The organism is Collinsella sp. CLA-ER-H2 (genome assembly GCF_040092405.1).
Classification (GTDB): Bacteria; Actinomycetota; Coriobacteriia; order Coriobacteriales; family Coriobacteriaceae; genus Collinsella.
The window spans coordinates 1-18,809 of the sequence record NZ_JBBNLO010000016.1 but is presented as its reverse complement, the minus strand read 5'-3'; the positions used below and the strand labels follow the sequence as shown (position 1 = coordinate 18,809).

At 59.8% G+C, this 18,809-nt stretch carries 13 protein-coding genes and 1 pseudogene; 7 read left to right on the top strand and 7 right to left on the bottom strand.

From position 1 onward, the window contains the following. Positions 1-54: 54 nt before the first annotated feature. Positions 55-1,389: a uracil-xanthine permease family protein gene (locus tag AAAX59_RS05925; protein WP_349071093.1), complete on the top strand. Its 1,335-nt coding sequence runs from the start codon at positions 55-57 to the stop codon at positions 1,387-1,389. A gap of 60 nt (positions 1,390-1,449) precedes the next feature. Here AAAX59_RS05925 and AAAX59_RS05920 read toward each other — a convergent pair whose 3' ends face one another. From AAAX59_RS05920 to AAAX59_RS05905, 4 genes are all read right to left on the bottom strand, one after another. Next, complete coding sequence (locus AAAX59_RS05920; RefSeq protein ID WP_349071092.1) at positions 1,450-2,115, bottom strand: alpha/beta hydrolase-fold protein; 666 nt, start codon at positions 2,113-2,115, stop codon at positions 1,450-1,452. Positions 2,116-2,322: 207 nt separating this feature from the next. Continuing rightward, complete coding sequence (locus AAAX59_RS05915; RefSeq protein ID WP_349071091.1) at positions 2,323-4,107, bottom strand: hypothetical protein; 1,785 nt, start codon at positions 4,105-4,107, stop codon at positions 2,323-2,325. A 271-nt stretch (positions 4,108-4,378) separates the two neighbouring features. Continuing rightward, positions 4,379-6,151: a hypothetical protein gene (locus AAAX59_RS05910; RefSeq protein ID WP_349071089.1), complete on the bottom strand. Its 1,773-nt coding sequence runs from the start codon at positions 6,149-6,151 to the stop codon at positions 4,379-4,381. A 207-nt stretch (positions 6,152-6,358) separates the two neighbouring features. Next, the gene (locus AAAX59_RS05905) at positions 6,359-7,672 is read right to left on the bottom strand and encodes an NCS2 family permease (RefSeq protein WP_128620468.1); all 1,314 of its coding nucleotides are present in this window, start codon (positions 7,670-7,672) and stop codon (positions 6,359-6,361) included. A gap of 193 nt (positions 7,673-7,865) precedes the next feature. Between AAAX59_RS05905 and AAAX59_RS05900 the strand changes: the two genes are divergently transcribed. Both AAAX59_RS05900 and bsh read left to right on the top strand, forming a co-directional pair. Beyond that, on the top strand, positions 7,866-8,285 hold the full coding sequence (locus AAAX59_RS05900; RefSeq protein WP_195919495.1) for a peptide deformylase: 420 nt from the start codon (positions 7,866-7,868) through the stop codon (positions 8,283-8,285). Between the two features lie 131 nt (positions 8,286-8,416). Next, complete coding sequence (bsh, locus tag AAAX59_RS05895; RefSeq protein WP_117629622.1) at positions 8,417-9,382, top strand: choloylglycine hydrolase; 966 nt, start codon at positions 8,417-8,419, stop codon at positions 9,380-9,382. A gap of 81 nt (positions 9,383-9,463) precedes the next feature. Here bsh and AAAX59_RS05890 read toward each other — a convergent pair whose 3' ends face one another. Next, positions 9,464-11,710 (bottom strand): KUP/HAK/KT family potassium transporter, encoded by a 2,247-nt coding sequence (locus AAAX59_RS05890; RefSeq protein WP_349071088.1) that lies wholly within the window; start codon positions 11,708-11,710, stop codon positions 9,464-9,466. Between the two features lie 139 nt (positions 11,711-11,849). Continuing rightward, on the bottom strand, positions 11,850-12,761 hold the full coding sequence (locus AAAX59_RS05885) for a DMT family transporter (protein ID WP_349071087.1): 912 nt from the start codon (positions 12,759-12,761) through the stop codon (positions 11,850-11,852). A 118-nt stretch (positions 12,762-12,879) separates the two neighbouring features. On the opposite strand from AAAX59_RS05885, the gene AAAX59_RS05880 reads away from it, so the two are divergent. Together AAAX59_RS05880 and AAAX59_RS05875 are read left to right on the top strand one after the other, a co-directional pair. After that, positions 12,880-13,737, top strand: a complete 858-nt coding sequence (locus AAAX59_RS05880) for a LysR family transcriptional regulator (RefSeq protein WP_349071086.1) — start codon at positions 12,880-12,882, stop codon at positions 13,735-13,737. Positions 13,738-13,939: 202 nt separating this feature from the next. Then, positions 13,940-15,421: an aminotransferase class I/II-fold pyridoxal phosphate-dependent enzyme gene (locus tag AAAX59_RS05875; protein WP_349071123.1), complete on the top strand. Its 1,482-nt coding sequence runs from the start codon at positions 13,940-13,942 to the stop codon at positions 15,419-15,421. A 208-nt stretch (positions 15,422-15,629) separates the two neighbouring features. Here the strand turns inward: AAAX59_RS05875 and AAAX59_RS05870 are convergent. Beyond that, positions 15,630-15,890 (bottom strand): annotated as a pseudogene (locus AAAX59_RS05870) (peptide deformylase); the annotation flags it as partial. Between the two features lie 220 nt (positions 15,891-16,110). Here AAAX59_RS05870 and AAAX59_RS05865 point away from each other — a divergent pair. After that, entirely contained in the window at positions 16,111-17,526 is a 1,416-nt protein-coding gene (locus AAAX59_RS05865; protein ID WP_349071085.1) for an MFS transporter, read from the top strand. Positions 17,527-17,678: 152 nt separating this feature from the next. Beyond that, positions 17,679-18,539, top strand: a complete 861-nt coding sequence (locus AAAX59_RS05860; protein ID WP_117655206.1) for a hypothetical protein — start codon at positions 17,679-17,681, stop codon at positions 18,537-18,539. The last annotated feature ends 270 nt before the right edge of the window (positions 18,540-18,809 follow it).

Sequence of the window (18,809 nt, the reverse complement as noted above, 5' to 3'; positions counted from 1 at the left end):
GTTCGGGCAGGTTATCCGATATGCCTGATCGCCCTTCCATTCGAAAGGACTTCCATGTCCCAGTCTTCGACGCCCGCCGTCACCGATGCCATCTACGATGCATCGTCGCTCGGCCGCCCGCGCATGTTTGTGTTGGGTTTGCAACACATGTTTGCGATGTTCGGAGCCACGGTGCTCGTGCCCGTGCTCACCGGCCTTTCCGTTTCGGCGACGCTTCTGTTCGCCGGCATCGGCACGCTGCTGTTTCATTTTCTATCGCGCGGTAAGGTGCCCGCGTTCCTGGGCTCCTCGTTTGCCTTTATCGCGGGTTATGCCGCCATTGCGCCCAACGGCGAGGCTGAGCTTTTGCCCTACGCTTGCCTGGGCGTAGCTTGTGCCGGCCTGCTCTATCCGGTGCTTGCGGCCCTGTTCCGCGCCTTTGGCGCCAAGCGTGTCATGCGTTTCTTCCCGCCGGTGGTGACCGGTCCCATCGTCATTTCCATCGGCCTGATCTTGGCAAGCTCTGCTATCGCCAACTGCCAGACCAACTGGTTTGTTGCTGCTATTGCCGTTGCCGTGATCATCATCTGCAACATTTGGGGCCGCGGCATGGTCAAGATCGTGCCGATTCTGCTGGGCGTTGTGGTGAGCTATGCCGTTGCGGCGGTGCTGGGCGAGGTTGATTTTTCGGGGGTTGCCGCCGCGCCGTGGGTCGGTCTACCTGTCGTGTGGGACAACACCGTGTTCGCGCTCTTTGGACCGCAGTTCGATAGCAGTCTTGCCACGACGGCCATTATCACCATCATGCCACTGGCCTTTGCGACCATGATTGAGCACATTGGAGATATTTCCGCCATTGGCTCTACCTGCGAACGCAATTACATTGCCGATCCCGGTCTGCATCGCACGCTGCTCGGCGATGGCCTGGCGACTATCTTGGCATCGCTCTTCGGCGCCCCTGCCAATACGACGTATGGTGAGAACACCGGTGTGCTTGCCCTGACGCGCGTGTTCGACCCGCGCGTGATTCGCATTGCCGCCTGCTGTGCCATTGTACTTTCGTTCTGCCCCAAGTTCGCTGCTGTGATCGCTGCTATGCCGGCATGCGTTATCGGTGGCGTGTCGCTTGTGCTCTACGGCATGATCAGTGCCGTGGGCGTTCGCAACCTTATCGAGAACCAGGTTGATTTCCAGAACAACCGCAACGTGCTGGTGGCGGCTCTGGTGCTCGTGCTTTCGCTCGGCATTGCCTACAGTACCGCCGGTGCCATCGTGCTGGAGCTGGGCGGCGTGACGATTTCGCTTTCGGGCCTTGCCGTGGGCTCGCTGGTGGGCATTGTGCTCAACGCCATCCTGCCAGGTAATGACTTTGAGTTCGATACTTCCGAGCTTGAGGAGACTGCTGAATAGTAGCTGCGTTCAGCCAAATTAAAAATGGCGTCCATGCGTATGTACGCGTGGGCGCCATTTTTAATGCGTCAGTATCCAGTGGATGCCGCGCGCCATGCGCAGGTCAGTTTGGGTAAAGTGATTGCCGGGGTTGAGCTCCAGCATTGTTGGAATGTCACGCTCGATAAACAGCTCTTCCATCGCGCGCGTATCGTCGAGTACGTGCCGCATCATGCGGTTGGGCGTCTTGGTTTCCTTTTTACCGAGTGACAGATAGACGGCGTCGGGCGTAGCTGTCATCGTGCGCTCGCGCGCGTAGTCGATAAAGCCGGGGAACCACAGCGACCCCGATGCACTCGCCGCGCGCTCAAAGACATCTGTTTGCCAAAGTGCCCACAGTGCAAAAAGACCCGCCAAGGAGTAGCCGGCAACGCCGCGCCAGGCGGGCGGTTGCGGGAGCGATGATTCGGCCTCTGGGATTATCTGCTTCAACAACTCGTCAAGAAAACCAGCGGCCTGTCCACCAAAGGGCTCGGCATCGCGCACGGTTCCGTCGCATCCCCAGGGGCTCAGCTCGCGATTCCAGTTGAGGCTGCCAATGCCGACAAGCGTGAAGGGCGGGCAGTTGAGCTCTCGGCAGCGTTCATAAACCTCCGTGCCGTCGCCCATGACCACGGGAAGATAGATGACTGGTGCGCTTTCGGCATGCTGTGCATGAACGGTTATCTGCTTTTGATGCGCTTCCATGACGGGCTTCTCTCGGCGTTGTGATATCGACGGCCCCCATTGTCGCACGCCGGCTCATGCAGGTTGGGCTAGACCAAAGACAATCTCGTGCATACCCTGCGGACGCATATGGAAAACGCCACCGCCGGAGGGGAGCTCGGCGGTGGTGTTGTTAAACGGTGCTGGGACTCGGGGCCTTCGCGGGAGCTGCCATGTGCGCAGAGGCGTCTAAGAGCGCTTGCGGCTCGCCATGGTGCCTGCGGCGATAGCGGCTGTTCCCGCAAGGACGGTTGCCACGATGGCCGCACCCGAGGTGTCGCCGGTTGCCGCGAGCACGCCGGTAGTCTTGGCTTTCGTGATTGAAGCCGCAACGGCCTTGGTCGGCTTTGAGCACTCAGGCTTGGGGTTCTGCTTGGACTCCGCGGGCTTGCTTTCTGCGGGCTTGGTCTCGTCGGGCTTGGGGTCTTCCGGCTTGGCTACCTCGGGAGGTGCGATGACCATGCTCTTGGCGACAGCTTCGTTATAGGGGGAGTCGATCACAGCGTCGCCCGTGCCGATGGCTTGGCCTGCCTCGTAGATGCCGTCACGGAGCTTGCGATAGTCAATGACCTTGCCGCCTTCGGGCGTCTGGATGGCGGCGTTCTCAATCTTGATGGTGCCGATTGTCTTGCCGTCAGCGCTCATGGCACGGGCAAAGATTGCCGCTGTATCTCCTTCGGCCGTTACCTTGCTGCGGATGATCGAGATGACTGCGGGTGTGACGCCCTCGCTGGTCTGGGCGATGATGCCGATGTTCTCGCCTTGGGGCTCGGGGCTCGTCTCACCATCTTGGTTTTCGCTGTAGGGGATGGGGCCGTCGCCGTTCTCGACATAGCGGGCTATGGCCTTGACAACGGAGTCGCTGATGTAGGTGTGGCCACCCTCCTCGTTGGGTCGATCGTTTCTGGTGGAGAATGCAGCCGAAACCTCGCCTTCCGCAAACGCGTCCACGGTGGAGCCGTTCTTGACGACGATGTCGTCTTGGTAGGTGAAGAGGGCGATGGCGTCACCGTATCTGCCTTTACCTGCACGGACCGTCACGTTTGCATGATCGAGGGTGATGCCCTTGTGGGCATAGACGCCATATTCAACACCGTTTACGTTGAGGGAGGCGTTTGTGGCTGCGAGGCTGCCCTTGGCCTCGACGGCAGCGTCTTTCTCGGAGCTTGCCTTGACCTGGCTGCCGTCCGAGATGTTGATATTGCCGCCGCTCCAAAGGGCCTCACCATCAGCTGAGCTTGCCTCGACCGTCCCGCCACCCTTGATGGTGAGGTTCTTGTCGGTTCCAATACCCTTGTCCTCGGTAGCCCTGGCGGTGACGGCTCCGCTGTCGTCAATCGTGATATTGCCGTTTGCCCTGATGCCATCCGATGCACCCGTGGCGTTGACGTTGCCCGAACCTTTGATAGCGAGATCACCCCCGGCATTGATGGCATCAAACCCAGTGCTCGTGGCGTTGACGGATCCGGCTCCGTCGATGTTGATATTACCCGTGGAGAGGATAGCGTCCTCAGTAGATGTCACGCTGAGCGTGCTGCCCGCGTCGCCTTGGATATTGAGCTCGGCATTCTCGTTAGTGCCATGAGAAACGTTGATGCTTTCGATCCATTCGGCAGTGACGATGTTGGTTCCCGAGTAATTCACGTTGAGCTTGCCTGCGGCCTGGATCTCGCCGCCGTTATAGTTGTTGAGCTTCAAGTCGTCGGCGCCGTCCCACGACCAGGTACCGGCCTCGTCGCTCGCCGCGGTGTTGTACTTGTTGCCGCCGACCTTGACCCATTCCGCTGCGAGCGAGACGCTCGGCATGAGCAACGAGCTCACCGTGAGCGCGCACACGGCGCCCGCGACGATGCGGCGCGTCACGCGGCGCCAGCTGCCGTGCGCGAGTCCTATGCGACGGCGAACGTCGGGTTCGGCAACATGGGTTCCGGCGGTAGCGTCATTGCGTTTGGGGGTCGTGAACAAGGCTGCCATGGCTGCTCCCGTTCTCATAGGGCCTATACGACTAGATTCAGCGTATCTGCTGGATGTTGCCGGCGGTAGTGCCGTTTGGAGGGCAAAATGGCCAAAATGGGGGAGAAATAGGCCGCACGCCGGCGCAGGGACCGGCGCTAAAAGAAAAGCGCGGGGCCGCATGGCGACTCCGCGCTTTATTGTTCAGCTTTTGCAGCCTTGCCCTCACGCTACGAAGAAGTAGACGAGGAAGGCAAGGGCCGCGACCCACCCGTCCTGTGCGAAAAAGTGTTTACGAGCGTTTGCGACTCGCCAGGGCGCCTGTGACGATAGCGGCCGTTCCTACAAGGGCGGTCGCTATGATGGCTGCGCTCGAGGCGTCGCCGGTTGCCGCGAGTTTGCCGGCGGTCTTGGCTCCCGTGGCTGCAACTGCAACGGTCTTGATCGTCTTCGCGCCCTCGGACTTGGAACCCGGCTTGGTCTCGCCGGGCTTTTCCTCGGGTTTGGTCTCCTCGGGAGGCGCGATGAGCGTGTGCTTGGCGACTGCTTCGTTGTAGGGGGAGTCGATCACGGCGTCGCCCGTGCCGATGGTTTGACCCGCCTCGTAGACGATGCCGTCGCTGAGTTCTTCCTTGTTGCGATAGTCAATGACCTTGCCGCCTTCAGGCGTCTGGATGGTGGCTCCTTCGATTTCGATGGTGCCGATCGCCTTGCCGTCCGCGCTCATGGCAAGGGCGAAGATTGCCGCCGTGTCTCCCTTGGCCGTGACCCTGCTGCGGACGATCGAGATGGTCGCGGGCGTGATGCCCTCGCTGGTCTGCGCGAAGATGCCGATGTTCAGGCCCTCGGACTCAGGGATGATTTCGTCGTTTTGGTCTCCACTGTAGTGGTCGGGGCCGTCGCCGCCGGTCTCGGCATAGCGGGCTATGGCCTTGACAACGGAGTCGCTGATGTAGATATGGCCACCCGCTTCGCCGGAGTAGAAATTACTGGTGGAGATTGCAACCGAGAACCTGCCTTCTGCGAGCGCATCCACAGTCGAGCCGTTCTTGATGACGATGTCGTCCTCATCGGTGAAGAGTGCGCTGACTTCCCCGCCATCTGAGCTTGCGCGGACCGTCACGGTCGCGCCATCGAGCGTGATGCCCTTGTAGACATAGATGCCATACCCAACGCCACTTGCGTTGAGGGAAGCGTTCGTGACCGTGAGGCTGTTTTTACCGTCGATGGTGGCGTCTTCCTCGGAGCTTGCCTTGACCTGGCTGCCACCCGAGATCTCGATACTGCCGTCGGCCCAAATCGCATTGTCCTCGATAGAGCTTGCCTCTACCTTGCCGCCGCCCTTTATGATGAGGTTCTCGTTAGCATCGATACCCTGATCCTCGGTGGCCTTGGCGGTGACGGTTCCGCTGTTGTCGATCGTGATGTTGCCGTCGGCCCTGATGCCATCCGAATCGCCCATGGCGTTAACGTTTCCCGAGCCCTTGATGGTGGCATCGCCCCCGGCATCGATGGCATCGTGCTCGGTGCTCGTGGCGTTGACAGTGCCAGCGCCGTCGATGTTGATGTTGCCGACGGAAGTGATGGCGTCACGAGAAGATGTCACGTTGAGCGTGCTGGACGCGTCGCCCTGAATATTAAGCTCGGCGTTCTCGTTCGCGCCATCCTTAACCTTGATGCCGCGGCCGTCGTCGTTAGTGACGGTGTTGTTGCCCTCGTAGCTCACGTTGAGCTTGCCTGCTGCCTCGATCGCGCCGCCGTTATAGCCGTTGAGCTTCATGTCATCGGCGCCATCCCATGACCAGGTACCGGCGGCGTCTCCCGTGGGGCCCGCGGCCGCTTCGTGGCGGACGCTGCCAACGTCCACCCACTCGGCTGCGAGCGAGATGCTCGGCATGAGCAGCGAGCTTACCGTAAGCGCGCATACGGCGCCTACAACGATGCGGCGCGTCACGCGGCGCCAGCTGCCGTGTGCGAGCAGCGTGCGACGGCGCAGGTCGGGCTCGACAAAATGGGCTCCAGAGGTTTTGTCATTGCGCTTGGGGGTCGTGAACAAGGCGGCCATGGTTACTCCCATCCTCATAGGGCCTATGCGGTTATATCCAGCATATCTGCAGGATGTAGCCGTCGGTAGTGCCGTTTGGAGAGCAAAACGTCCAAAACTTGCGAAGCAATACATCGCGCGTCCGTGTGGTGCCTGGTTTTAAAAGCAAAGCGCGGAGCCGCTCGATGCGACTCCGCGCTTTGCTGTTTGGTATTGCGAATCTTGCGCCTACGCTACAAAGAAGTAGACGAGGAAGGCGAGGGCTGCGATCCACATGAGCGGCTTGATCTTGGATGCCTCGCCCTTAAAGAGCGCGACGACCACGTAGGCGATAAAGCCCAGACCAATGCCGGCAGAGATGGAGTAGGTGAAGGGCACGCCGGCGACAATCATGAACGCCGGGAAGCCCTGCGACACGTCGGACCAGTCGATCTCGGAGGCCTCGCTCATCATGAGGTAGCCGACGTAGACCAGAGCACCGCAGGTGGCGGCGCTGGAAACGATGGTGACGATGGGGGAGAAGAACGCGGCGAGAATGAACAGCACGCCGGTGGTGACGGAGGTGAGGCCCGTGCGGCCACCGTCGGCAGCGCCAGAGGTGGACTCGACGAAGGTGGTGATGGAGGAGACGCCCATAAAGCCACCGGCAGCAGCGGCCACGGAGTCGACGACCAGGATGGGACGGATGTCCTCGACATTGCCGTCCTCGGTCAAGAACTCGCCCTGCTTGGCGACGGCCATCGCGGTGCCCATGGTGTCGAAGAAGTCGCTCATGAGCAGCGAGAAGGCAACGACGAGCAGCATCGGGTCGGTCAGGACCTTCACGATGGCAAGGTTGCCGTCGGCAGTGCTGGCAAACGGGGCGCCGAAGGTCGAGAAGTCGAGCGGTGCGATGAGGCCCTCGGGCGCATGGGTGACGCCCAGCGGGATTCCGGCGATAACGGCGACGATGATGCCGATGAGCAGCGAGCCCGGCACGTTGCGGGAAGCCAGGGCAACCGTCACGACGATGGAGATGATGCCGACGATAAAGGTGGGGGAGGCGATGTCGCCCAGGCCGACGAGCGTACCGGCGCCAGCGGTGATGATGCCGGCGTCGCACAGGCCGATCATGGCGATAAACAGGCCCAGACCCACCGAGATGGCGTGGCGCAGGACCACGGGGATGGCGTCCATGATGGCCTCGCGCAGGCCGCACAGGACGAGCAGCAAGATGACGATACCCTCGAGGAAGATAACGCTCATGGCCACGTGCCAGTCGCCGCCGCACATGGTGGTGGCGATGCCCGCGATCATGGCGTTGATGCCCAGACCCGACGCGCAGGCGAGCGGGCGGTTGGCGAAGATGCCCATGCAGATGGTCATGATGCCGGCGCCCAGGCAGGTGGCGCAGGCGAGCGCTCCCGCATCAATGCCAGCGCCCGAGAGCACTGCGGGGTTGACGGCGATGATGTAGGCCATCGCCAGGAATGTTGTCAGTCCAGCGCGAAGTTCGGTCCCGATTGTGGACTTGCGCTCACTGACGTGAAAAAGTTCGTCCATGCATACCCTTTCCTTGTTCAGCCCCGAGTTTAGGCCGATTGACACGAACTCACTTACTATATCGTCTTTACAACCTTGCTGTTCCTCGCATGTTGATGTTCGGCGCTTTGTAACAGACGGACGGTATTTATCGCATGAAAATGTGTGGGTACCGTATACTTAAGCGGTTACAACGACCCCTATGGAGGAACGTATGATTAAAGAGCTTTGCCACGACGAGGCTATCCTGTCCCAGCGTTGCGAGGTTGCGACCGTCGAGGACGAGTCGGTTGCTCAGGACCTGATCGATACCATCAAGTCGCTCGACGATGCCGGCTGCCTTGCCGCTAACCAGATTGGCGTTACCAAGAAGGTCTGCGTCTACCTGGACGACGCCGGCGAGCCCCACGTGCTCTACAACCCCCGTCTGGTGTTTGGCCTGGGCGCCAGCAAGATGGAGGAGAGCTGCCTGACGCACGAGGAGGTCACCAAGTCCACGCGCTATATCAAGTGCAAGGTTGCCTTTGACCAGATCGTCGACGGCAAGATGAAGGAGTGCCGCCGCGACTACGCGGGCTTTGAGGCGCAGATGGTCCAGCATATGATCGACCACTGTCTTGGAAAGTTGGTCTAAGGGGACCAAAGCACCGCACTTCGTCTCTTTTGGTCCGGGCGTGACATTGTTGTCATGTCCGGGCTTTTGTGTTTAGCGCCTTTTTGTTTGGTGACAATAACCTTAGCAGGACCGTAAAGCTAGGAGGCGCTATGTGCACGAGCATTCGATTTACCGATAATTCTGGCCACATGTATCTGGGCCGCAACCTCGACTGGAGCTTTGACTACGGCCAACAGGTTCGCGTGATGCCGCGCGGGTTCCACATTCCGTATTCGTTTATCGACGATGCGTCGGCGGCACACGCGGTAATCGGCATGTGCATCGATTACAAGAACTATCCCATGTTTTTCGACTGTGGTAACGATGCGGGTCTGGCTGTGGCGGGGCTCAACTTTCCCGGCTATGCCGAGTATGCCGAGGGTCCTGTCGACGGCAAGAACAATATCGCGGCCTATGAGTTTCCCCTGTGGGTGGCAGCGACGTTCTCGACGGTCGATGAGGTCGAGGCCGCGCTGCGCGACACGGTGATTGTCGCCAAATCCGCCGGAGAGGGGCTGGGCGTGTCGCTGCTCCATTGGATTATCGGCGACAGCCAGCGCAGCATCGTGGTCGAGATGATGGCTGACGGCCTGCATGTATACGACGATCCGGTCGACACCCTTGCCAACCAGCCGACCTTCCCGTGGCACATGGAAAACCTGCGCACCTATATCACCGCCACAAGCGATTTTCCGCAGACGGCGACATGGCGTGGCGCCGAGCTTAAGCCCTATGGAGCCGGTGCCGGCATGCGCGGCATTCCGGGCGATTGCTATTCGCCGAGCCGTTTTGTAAAGGCGGCGTACCTCAATGCCAATTACCCGCAAAAGGAGAGCGAGACCGAAAACGTCGTTCGCATGTTCCGCTCGCTCGAGGGCGTGGTGATGATTGAGGGGGCGTCCAGGATGGGCGATGGCAAGTTCGAGAAGACTATCTACACCGGATGCTTTAGCGCGCGCACGGGCAATTATTACTACGCGATGTATGGGGATCCGTCGATTCGTTACGTGAGCCTGATGGATGCCGAGGGCGCGAGCCCCGATAGGCTCGTGGTTCCCGAGCCGCGTCGTTCGTAGCTCACTGGTCCGTTGCGACATAAAACGGCCTCGCACCTCTTATGAGATGCGAGGCCGTTGTCGTCAATGGCTGGTGGCGTGTTAGAAGTTGGCGTCGTTGAACTGGGTGCTCTCGAGTCCGTCGAGTTGCTGTTCGGGCGTATCGGCGACGCTCTCGAGCAGCTCGGTGGGATCGACGTTCATGCTCTTGCCGGCCTCGTTGCCGTTGACCAAGTCGTCCGAGAAGATGTCGACCTCCATTTCCTCGGCCTCTTCGATCTGAACCTCGAGCGGCACCTGGGTGCGCACAAGTTTGACGGCCGGGCGCATGCGGGCAAAGAGCGGTACGTACTCGATGATGATGGCCGAGTTCTCGAGACCGTACCAGCGTGCCGGGCTTCCGCAGGCGCGGCGGACGGCGTACTTGATGGCCATCACGCGGTGGTCATTGCGGTTGATGTCCGTTTCGGGGGCGAGCATCTTGCGCAGCATGCAAAAGCGGAAGTCACCTACGTTGCCGCGCGTCTCGTAGATGGAGTAGGTGTGATGTTGCGGCGGCAGCTCGCCCGATGCCATCAAGTCGCCGACGATCTGACGCAGATAGGCGTTGACGCGCTGGTTGACCTTAAAGCCCAAGTCCAGGCGCACGCGGAACAAAAAGTCCGTGCCAAAGGTCTCGACGGAATACTCGTGCGTATAGGGTTCGTCGGTAACGTGCACGTTGATGAACCAATATGCCTTGGCGCGCTTGGGGTGCTTGTCCAGGATGGAATAGAGCACGTCGCGGTCGAGTGTGAGCGGGTCGGGGCTGTTGGTGAGAAATACCAGATTGTCGGCGAGCACGGGATAGGTCTCGGCATTGCGCAGGCGATTGAGCTGGTCGATGTACTTGGAGACGGGCAGCAGAATCGTCTGCGTGCGCTCGATGGCGGTGCCGCGACGCCACACATACATAAGGCCAAACAGCAGTGCGGCCAAGAAGATCATCACATAGCCGCCGTCAAAGAACATGGTGAGGCACGAGGCGAAAAAGCACAGCTCAATGGCGCCGAAGAGCAGGGCGAAGACGCAGGCGCCCAGCTTGTGCTTGAGAATGCCGGCGATATAGCTCGTCAAAAGCGTGGTGGTCATAAGCATGGTCACGGTAATGGCGAGGCCGTAGGCACTCTCCATGCGCTCGGAGTTTTGGAACAGCAGCACGATGAAGATGCAGCCGACCCACATGATGTTATTGACGAGTGGAATATAGAGCTGACCCTTGGTGTCGCTGGGGTAGTGGATGCGCAGGTGCGGCATAAGGTTGAGGCGCGTTGCCTCGGATACCAGCGAGAACGAGCCGGTGATGAGCGCCTGTGAGGCGATGATGGCCGCCACGGCCGAAAGTACGATGGCAAAGGGGCGTAGGGGCTCGGGGAGCATCATATAGAACGGGTTGACGATATCCATCGCGAGCATCTGGGGGTTGGAGTTATTGGCGAGTAGCCAAGCTCCCTGACCCAGATAGTTGAGGATAAGGGCCGCCTTAACAAATGGCCAGGATGCATAGATGTTTGCCTTGCCCACGTGGCCCATGTCCGAGTAGAGTGCCTCGGCACCGGTTGTCGACAGGAAGACAAAGCCGAGCACCATAATGCCCGAATGGTTGATGGGCGAGAACAGGAACATAATGCCGCGGATGGGGTTGAGCGCGCGCAAGATGGACAGGTTGCCGAGCATGTTGAACAGACCGGCGCCTGCCAGGAACAGGAACCACAGCGTCATGAGCGGGCCGAAGAGCTTGCCGATTGACGAGGTGCCGGCGCGCTGCATGGCAAATAGGCCGCAGATAATGATGATGGTGATGATGATGACGTTGGTCTGGCCGTCGCCCAGCAGCGCATGGCCCCATTCGATGGTGCGTAGACCCTCGATGGCTGTGGTGACCGTGACGGCGGGGGTGAGGATGCCGTCGGCGAGCAGCGCCGCGCCGCCGATCATGGCGGGCAGAATCAGCCATGGTGCCACCTTGCGTACGAGGCTGAACAGGGCGAAGATGCCGCCTTCGTTGTGGTTGTCGGCCTTCATGGCGATTACCACGTACTTGACCGTGGTCACGAGCGTCATGGTCCAGATGACGAGCGAAAGCGCGCCCAGGATCATGTCCTCGCTGACGGTACCGATGCCGCCGTTGTTGGCGACGATTGATTTCATGGTGTACATGGGGCTCGTGCCGATGTCGCCATAGACGACGCCGAGCGTTACGAGCAGCATGCCAGCGGAGAGGGGGATGGCTCCGTGCCCGCCTTGCCCGCGCTGGTCTTGGAGGTTTGCCTCCAGTTTGTTGTGTGCCACGAGGACTCCCTTAGACATCCGGTTATCTGTCTAGGACAAAAAACTTTATGCCGTCTTTATACATACAAGAGCAGTTTGGCACATCGGGTTATTTTAGACAATAATCCTCAGCTGGGGATTATTTATCTACGCAGGTAGCATTTCAAAGCAGGGGCTTTTAAGCACGTGCTGTCTGGGCGATGCCAGCCTTGGCGTTTGCGCGTTTGCCGGCGAGTTCGCAAAAAATCGCGCCGCCGATGATAAGCGCGGCGCCCATCAGGCGGACCGGTGTTATGGCTTCACCCAAAAGGGCGGCCGAGAACACGACCGCCGAAAGCGGCTCGAGGTAGCCGACGACGGCGACGGTCTGGACGGGCAGCTTGGCGACGGCGCTAAAGTAGAGCAGGCAACCAATGCCGGTGTTGACGACGCCGAGCATAGCGACGGCGCGCCAATCAATGCTGGCGGCGACGCCGGCGGACAGGAACGAGGGAGCGCCCTGCGTGATGAGCGTGAGGGCCAGTGCGATCACAAAGGCGGCGCTCACTTGGAGTGCGGAGTTCTCGAGGCCCTCGATGTGCGGCGCACCCTTGCTGGCGATGACCATCAATGCATAGCAGAAGGCCGAGGCGATTCCACAGACGATGCCCGCAATGGGCATATTGCCGCCTAGACCTTGCGCTGCAATGAGAAAAGCACCACAAGCAACGGCGACAAAGCCGGCGATTTTGCCGCCGGTCAGCTTTTCGCCAAAGATGAGCGGGGAGAGCGCCATGACAATGATGGGGCCGCAGTAGTACAGCAGCGAGGATACGCCGACGCCGATCGTCTGGTAGGCGCGGAACAGAAAAATCCAGCTGGCGCCCAGCGCAGCTCCCGAGAGGAGGAGGGCCGCGGCTTCGCGGGGACGAGATGGCGCCTGCAACTTATGGTGTTGGGTGATGGCGAGGATAGTGACAAGCGAGAGAGCGCCCAAAAACGTGCGTAGCAGCACGATATCGGAGCTCGGCAGCGCGATGGCAGCGGCGATGATGCCGTTGGAGCCAAACAATAGCAATGCTGCTAAGTACGTAAACAGTCCGTTGTTCATGCGCTGACATCCCCTCTATATCTGAGCATGTTCACTATGGGTGAACTGGCTCTAGAAGAAAAGCGAATATAATGCATGGAGAACATGACAAAAACTCATGCAAAGGTGGAAGGGTGCCGTGGAAACGAATATTCAAAAGATGCAGGTGCTGCTGGAGACGGTGCGCGCCGGAAGCTTTACGCGTGCTGCCGAGCGCCTGAGCTATTCGCAGTCGGGCGTGAGCCGTATGGTGGCCGATCTTGAGGCCGACTGGGGTTTTAAGGTGCTCGACCGCAGTCGCGAGGGCGTGGTTCTTTCTGCCGACGGGCGGCAGGTCATGCCGGCTGTCGAGGCGCTCTGCGAGGAATTCACTCGCTTGCAGCGACGGGTGGATGAGATGCGTGGACTCATGCGCGGCAAAATCTGCATCGGTACGTTTTCGAGTGTGGCGACCCACGTGCTGCCGCCGGTGATTGCGCGCTTTCGCGCCGATCATCCGGATGTCGATTATGAGTTGCTGATGGGCGACTATTCAGAGATCGAACAATGGGTGGCAGAGGGCCGCTGCGACCTGGGCTTTATTCCGCGCGAGCCACGCGGCGCCGGCATGGCGTCGCGACCGTTGGTGCAAGACGAGCTGATGGCCGTGGTGCCAGCGGACTCCTCGCTTGCCACCGCGGAGGTCGTTTCCCTTGCCGATTTAGCCAACGAGCAGTTTATTCTGCTAGAACGCGGCACCGATGACGAGATTACGCCGCTGTTCCGTCGGGCGGGGCTGGCGGTGCGCTCAAAACTGTCGACTTGGGATGACTATGCGATTATGGCTATGGTCGAGGATGGCCTGGGCGTGAGCATCCTTCCGGCGCTCATCTTGCGTCGCTGTCAGTTCGATGTTGCCGTGCGTTCGCTCGAGGGGCATCCCCATCGGCAGATCAACGCCATATATCGAACGGCCGATGTTTCGCTTGCCGCCGCTCGTTTCCTCGAATACCTCTAAATGCGTGCACGTCGTTATCGCCTTGGGATAAATCTCGAGGTCTTGCTCATTTTATTTTTGAAATTGAACTTTTCGAAATAGCACGGCGCTATACTGCTGCCTAAATTGAACTCAGGTTCAATTCGTGTTGTATAAATTGAACTTTGCCAGCAAGGAGGTTCTAGTGGCCCAAGAGACGTTTAGCGATCGTCTGCGACAGGCTATGTCCGATTGCGACGTTCGCCAGTCGGACGTGATCCGCGCATCGGAGATGCTCGGCAAAAAACTCGGCAAGAGTCAGATGAGCCAATATGTGAGCGGCAAGACGATTCCGCGGCGCGATGTGGCTGAGCTGCTCGCCCGTATTTTGGAGGTCGATGTTACCTGGCTGCTTGCCGGCGACGCCGATCAAGGCGAGGCATCATCACCCCGCAACGATTCCAAGCCCGAACCCCATCCCTCAGCTCAAATTGCAAGGAGCACCACCATGCGTACTTTTTCTAAATCCACCAAGCTCGATAACGTCCTGTATGACGTGCGCGGTCCCGTCGTCGACGAGGCCGCCCGTATGGAGGACGAGGGCGAGCGCATCCTCAAGCTCAATATCGGCAACCCGGCGCCCTTCGGTTTCCGCACGCCCGACGAGGTCATCAAGGACATGCGCCAGCAGCTGCCCGACTGCGAAGGCTATTCCAACTCGCGTGGCCTGTTCTCCGCGCGCAAGGCGATCATGCAGTATTCGCAGATCAAGGGCCTGCCCAACGTTCAGATGGAGCATATCTACACGGGCAACGGCGTGTCCGAGCTCATTCAGCTTTCGATGAACGCGCTGCTCGACAATGGCGACGAGATTCTGATCCCCAGCCCCGACTATCCGCTCTGGACGGCGTGCGCAACCCTTGCCGGCGGTCATCCTGTGCACTATCTGTGCGATGAGCAGGCGGATTGGTATCCCGACCTGGAGGATATGGAGTCCAAGATCACGAGCGCGACCAAGGCCCTCGTCATCATCAACCCCAACAACCCCACGGGTTCCGTCTATCCGCGCGAGGTGCTCGAGGGCATCGTCGAGGTTGCACGCAGGCATCAGCTGATGATCTTTGCCGATGAGATCTACGACCGCCTGTGCATGGACGGCTACGAGCACGTCTCGATTGCCTCGCTCGCCCCCGACCTGCCCTGCGTTACCTTTAGTGGCCTTTCCAAGTCGCACATGATTGCGGGCTATCGTATTGGCTGGATGGTGCTCTCGGGCAACCAGCGCTGCATGAGCGACTTCATCATGGGCATCAACATGCTTTCCAACATGCGCCTGTGCTCCAACGTGCCGGCTCAGTCGATCGTTCAGACGGCACTCGGTGGCCATCAGTCCGTTAACGACTACATCCGTCCCGGCGGCCGTGTCTACGAGCAGCGCAACTTTGTGTATGAGGCACTCAGCAAGATTGACGGCATCTCGGTAGTTAAGCCGCGTGCGGCGTTCTACATCTTCCCCAAGATGGATGTAAAGAAGTTCAACATCACCGATGACGAGCAGTTCGCCCTTGACCTGCTGCACGAGAAGAAGATCCTGATCACGCGTGGCGGCGGCTTCAACTGGGCTGAGCCCGACCACTTCCGTATCGTGTACCTGCCGCGCATGGAAGTACTCAAAGAGTCCCTCGAAGACCTCGCCGACTTCTTCGATCATTATCGCCAGTCGTAGGGGATAGAAACTCCGCACTATGAAAAGCTCCCTGCAGTTGTTTTGCTGCAGGGAGCTTTCTTGAATCGGCGGAACTAAATAACAATCCCGTTGCAGTGGTCGATTTCGTGTTGGATGATCTCGGCGGTGTAGCCGAGAAGTTTTTGATGCGGTGGACGAAGTCCTCGTCCAAATACTCAACCTTAATGCGGCGATAACGGGTACAGGGACGCTCGCCGACGAGCGAGAGGCATCCTTCGCTCGTCTGATAGGCATTGACCTGCTCAAGAATTTGAGGGTTGTACATCAGGAGTGTCCTGTTGCCGTCCTTTACGCAGATGATGCGTTTGCGCACGCCGATCATGTTGGCGGCGAGGCCCACGCACTCGCGCTCATGCTCGTGGAGTGTATCCAGGAGATCCTGCCCGGTTGCGGCATCGTCGGGTCCCGCGTCTTCGGAAGGCAGACGCAAAAAGAACTCGGACTTCATGATAGGTTTAATCATGGCGGGCTCCTCATGTCTTATGCTTTCGTGGACTTTTAATAATAGCGCGGAAGGAAAGCTGTGCGTCCGCGTTACAATCTTTCGATGTTGGACCATGTTGCCAGATTCGTCGTGTACGGCGTCTGGCGTAAGTCTAGGGCTCATTTTTCGCCCTGGACTGTCCCTCTGGGGCGATGCGACTGTCGTTCCAAGAGGAAGGAAATGCATGGGGAGCAAATCTCAGCAACAAGTTCAAGTAACGCCATCGGCCACTGCGGCGATTCTCGTCGTAATGTATATTGCAGCCTTTGTTGCCGCGTTTAACGAGAACATCATTAACGTGGCGTTGCACGACATTATGGCGGCCTTTTCGGTGAGTGCCACCACGGCACAGTGGCTCGTCTCGGGCTACATGATCGTGACGTCGATTTTTACGGCCATCATGGCCTTCCTGTCCGGCCGTTTCTCGACGCGCAAGCTGCTGTTTTTCGCATGCGGATGCATGGTCGCCGGCGAAGTCCTGTGCCTGGTCGCTCCGTCGTTTAGCGTTTTGCTGCCAAGTCGTATTTTGCAGGCTGCGGGATCGGGCATCTTGTTCCCGCTCATGATGAACGTGGTGCTGTCTTGCGCCCCGCGCGAGAAGCTCGGTCTGTATCTGAGCCTGGGCGGCGCCTGCATTACGCTAGGGCCGGCGTTTGGACCCGTGATTAGCGGTTTTATGTGCACGTTATTTGGCTGGAGGGCGGTGTTCGTAGTGCCGCTGGTGGGCGGTATTGCGGTCGCTGCGGCGGGCGTAAAGCTCGTTCAGAATGTCGGAGAGCGCTTGAACACCACGCTTGATATTCTGTCGGTTGTTTTGCTCGCCGCCGGCATTACGGCATTTGTGTATTCCGTAGGCGAGTTCTCGACCAATCTGATTGCCGGCATCGTGACGCTTTTCGCTGCCATTGTGCTGCTCGGCCTGTTTGCGGCCCGCCAGCTTAAGCTCGAGCATCCGGTGCTTAACGTGCGTCCTATGGCGAGCGTTCGTTTTTGGCCTGCGTGCCTGCTCGTGGTGGTGTCGATGACGACGACGTTCTCGATGAGCGTTTTGTTGCCGCTCTATTTTGAGGGCGCATACGGCATGACCGCACTTGTTGCGGGTTTGCTCATTTTGCCGGCGATCGCCTGCAACGCCGTGACCTCGATTGTGGGCGGACGCGTGATGGATGCCCGTGGTGCGTGGCCGCTGCTGCCGGTCGGCTTTGCCCTGATCGCTGTGGGGCAGACGGCAATCTCGATGACCGCGGCAAGCATGAACATCGGCGTTGTCGTGCTGCTGACCGTTGTGGTGTATGCCGGCGTCGGTTTGGTACTGAGCCCCTCGCAGACCGCCGGTTTGGAGACGCTCCCCGCCGCTGAGCATCCTCACGGAACGGCATTGCTTAACACGTGGAACATGATTGCCGCGTCGTTTGGTCCGTCGCTGTTTATCGGCCTGCTTTCGAGTTCTGCGGTGGCTGCTGGCGCCGCAGGCGTTGCGTCGGACGTTGCCCAGGCGATAGGATTTGCAGCCGCCGTGCGCGTGGCGGCCGTGATTGCCGTTGTCGGGTTCGCGGTGTCGCTGGTGTACGCTCGCCGCGAGTCGCACATGTCGCATTAATGTGTGCACATAGATTCTGCAGTTAGATTGGGTGACGACACCATAAACTAATGGACGTTTTGCCGAGAGGCATGAATGTTTAAAGCGCAAAGAGTGCGCGACGGGCCCCGCGAATGGGGCGATGATGCCCGAGAGGGCCAAGAAGGAGTCTCATGTCTGAGAACGAAGAGATCATGAACGAGACCGAGAACGAGACCATGGCTGCCGAGGTTGAGGCAGTCGAGACTGTGGAGACCGAAGCTGCCGAGGTTGAGGCTGCTGACGAGGTTTCCGCCGAGGAGGCCGAGGTTGTCGAGGCCGCCGCTGATTACGATGACGAAGAGCTGATGGACAAGATGCAGAAGGCCGCCCGCCTGCTGCGCAGCCGTCGCTTTGCTATTTCCAAGGAGGAGGAGGCCAAGGCCGAGCGCATGGCGAACATCGAGCGCGCCATCAAGCTTCTTGACCTCAAGCCCAAGATGGAGCAGAAGGAAATGTCCGACCTGCTGGGCATGCGCCTTCGTGAGCTCGATGGCCTGATGGCCGAGGCCGAGGCTGCCGATCTGGTCGGCCGCATCGACGACGCCGAGGGCGATATGCGCAAGATCGTTGTCTTCGCTGCCGAGGATGCCGCTGAGGGCCTGGTCGAGCTTGCCAACAAGAAGGAGAAGCTCCTGCCCGAGCTTTCTTACGAGGAGGCTACCGAGCTGATGGCCGCTCTCGATAAGGTTATCGCTCCGCTCGTCGCCATGGGCCTGGACGAGGACCGCGGTCCTCGCGGCGGCCGTGACGAGCGCGGTGGCCGTGGCGGCGACCGTGGCGGTCGCGGTGGCGATCGCGGTGGCCGTGGCGGCTTTGGCGACCGTGGCGGCGACCGTGGCGGTCGCGGCGGCTTTGGTGGCAACCGTGGTGGCTATGGCGATCGCGGTGGCAACCGTGGTGGCTTCGGCGGCAACCGTGGTAACGACCGCGGCGGTCGCGGTGGCGACCGTGGCGGCCGCAACGGTGGCGGCTTCCGCGGCAACCGCTTCTAGTTGAGTTACGGCGTTTTACCAAACGCCGTAACTGCTCGACGCTGCAAACCCGCCAGGGCGGCAATCTGCCTTTCAACTTCGGCGGCATGACCAAAAGATCAATGCCGCCTCGTTTCAAGGCACCTTGCTCGCTCTGGCGGGTTTTCGCTCATATGACCCAATCCGCTGTCAAGAGCCACAATGGCCCCGCCGACCGCTTGCAATCGGTCGGCGGGGCCTGCCGTTAACCCGTCCCGGTCCGCCCCCGGCATGTCATCGACGCCTTCGGCT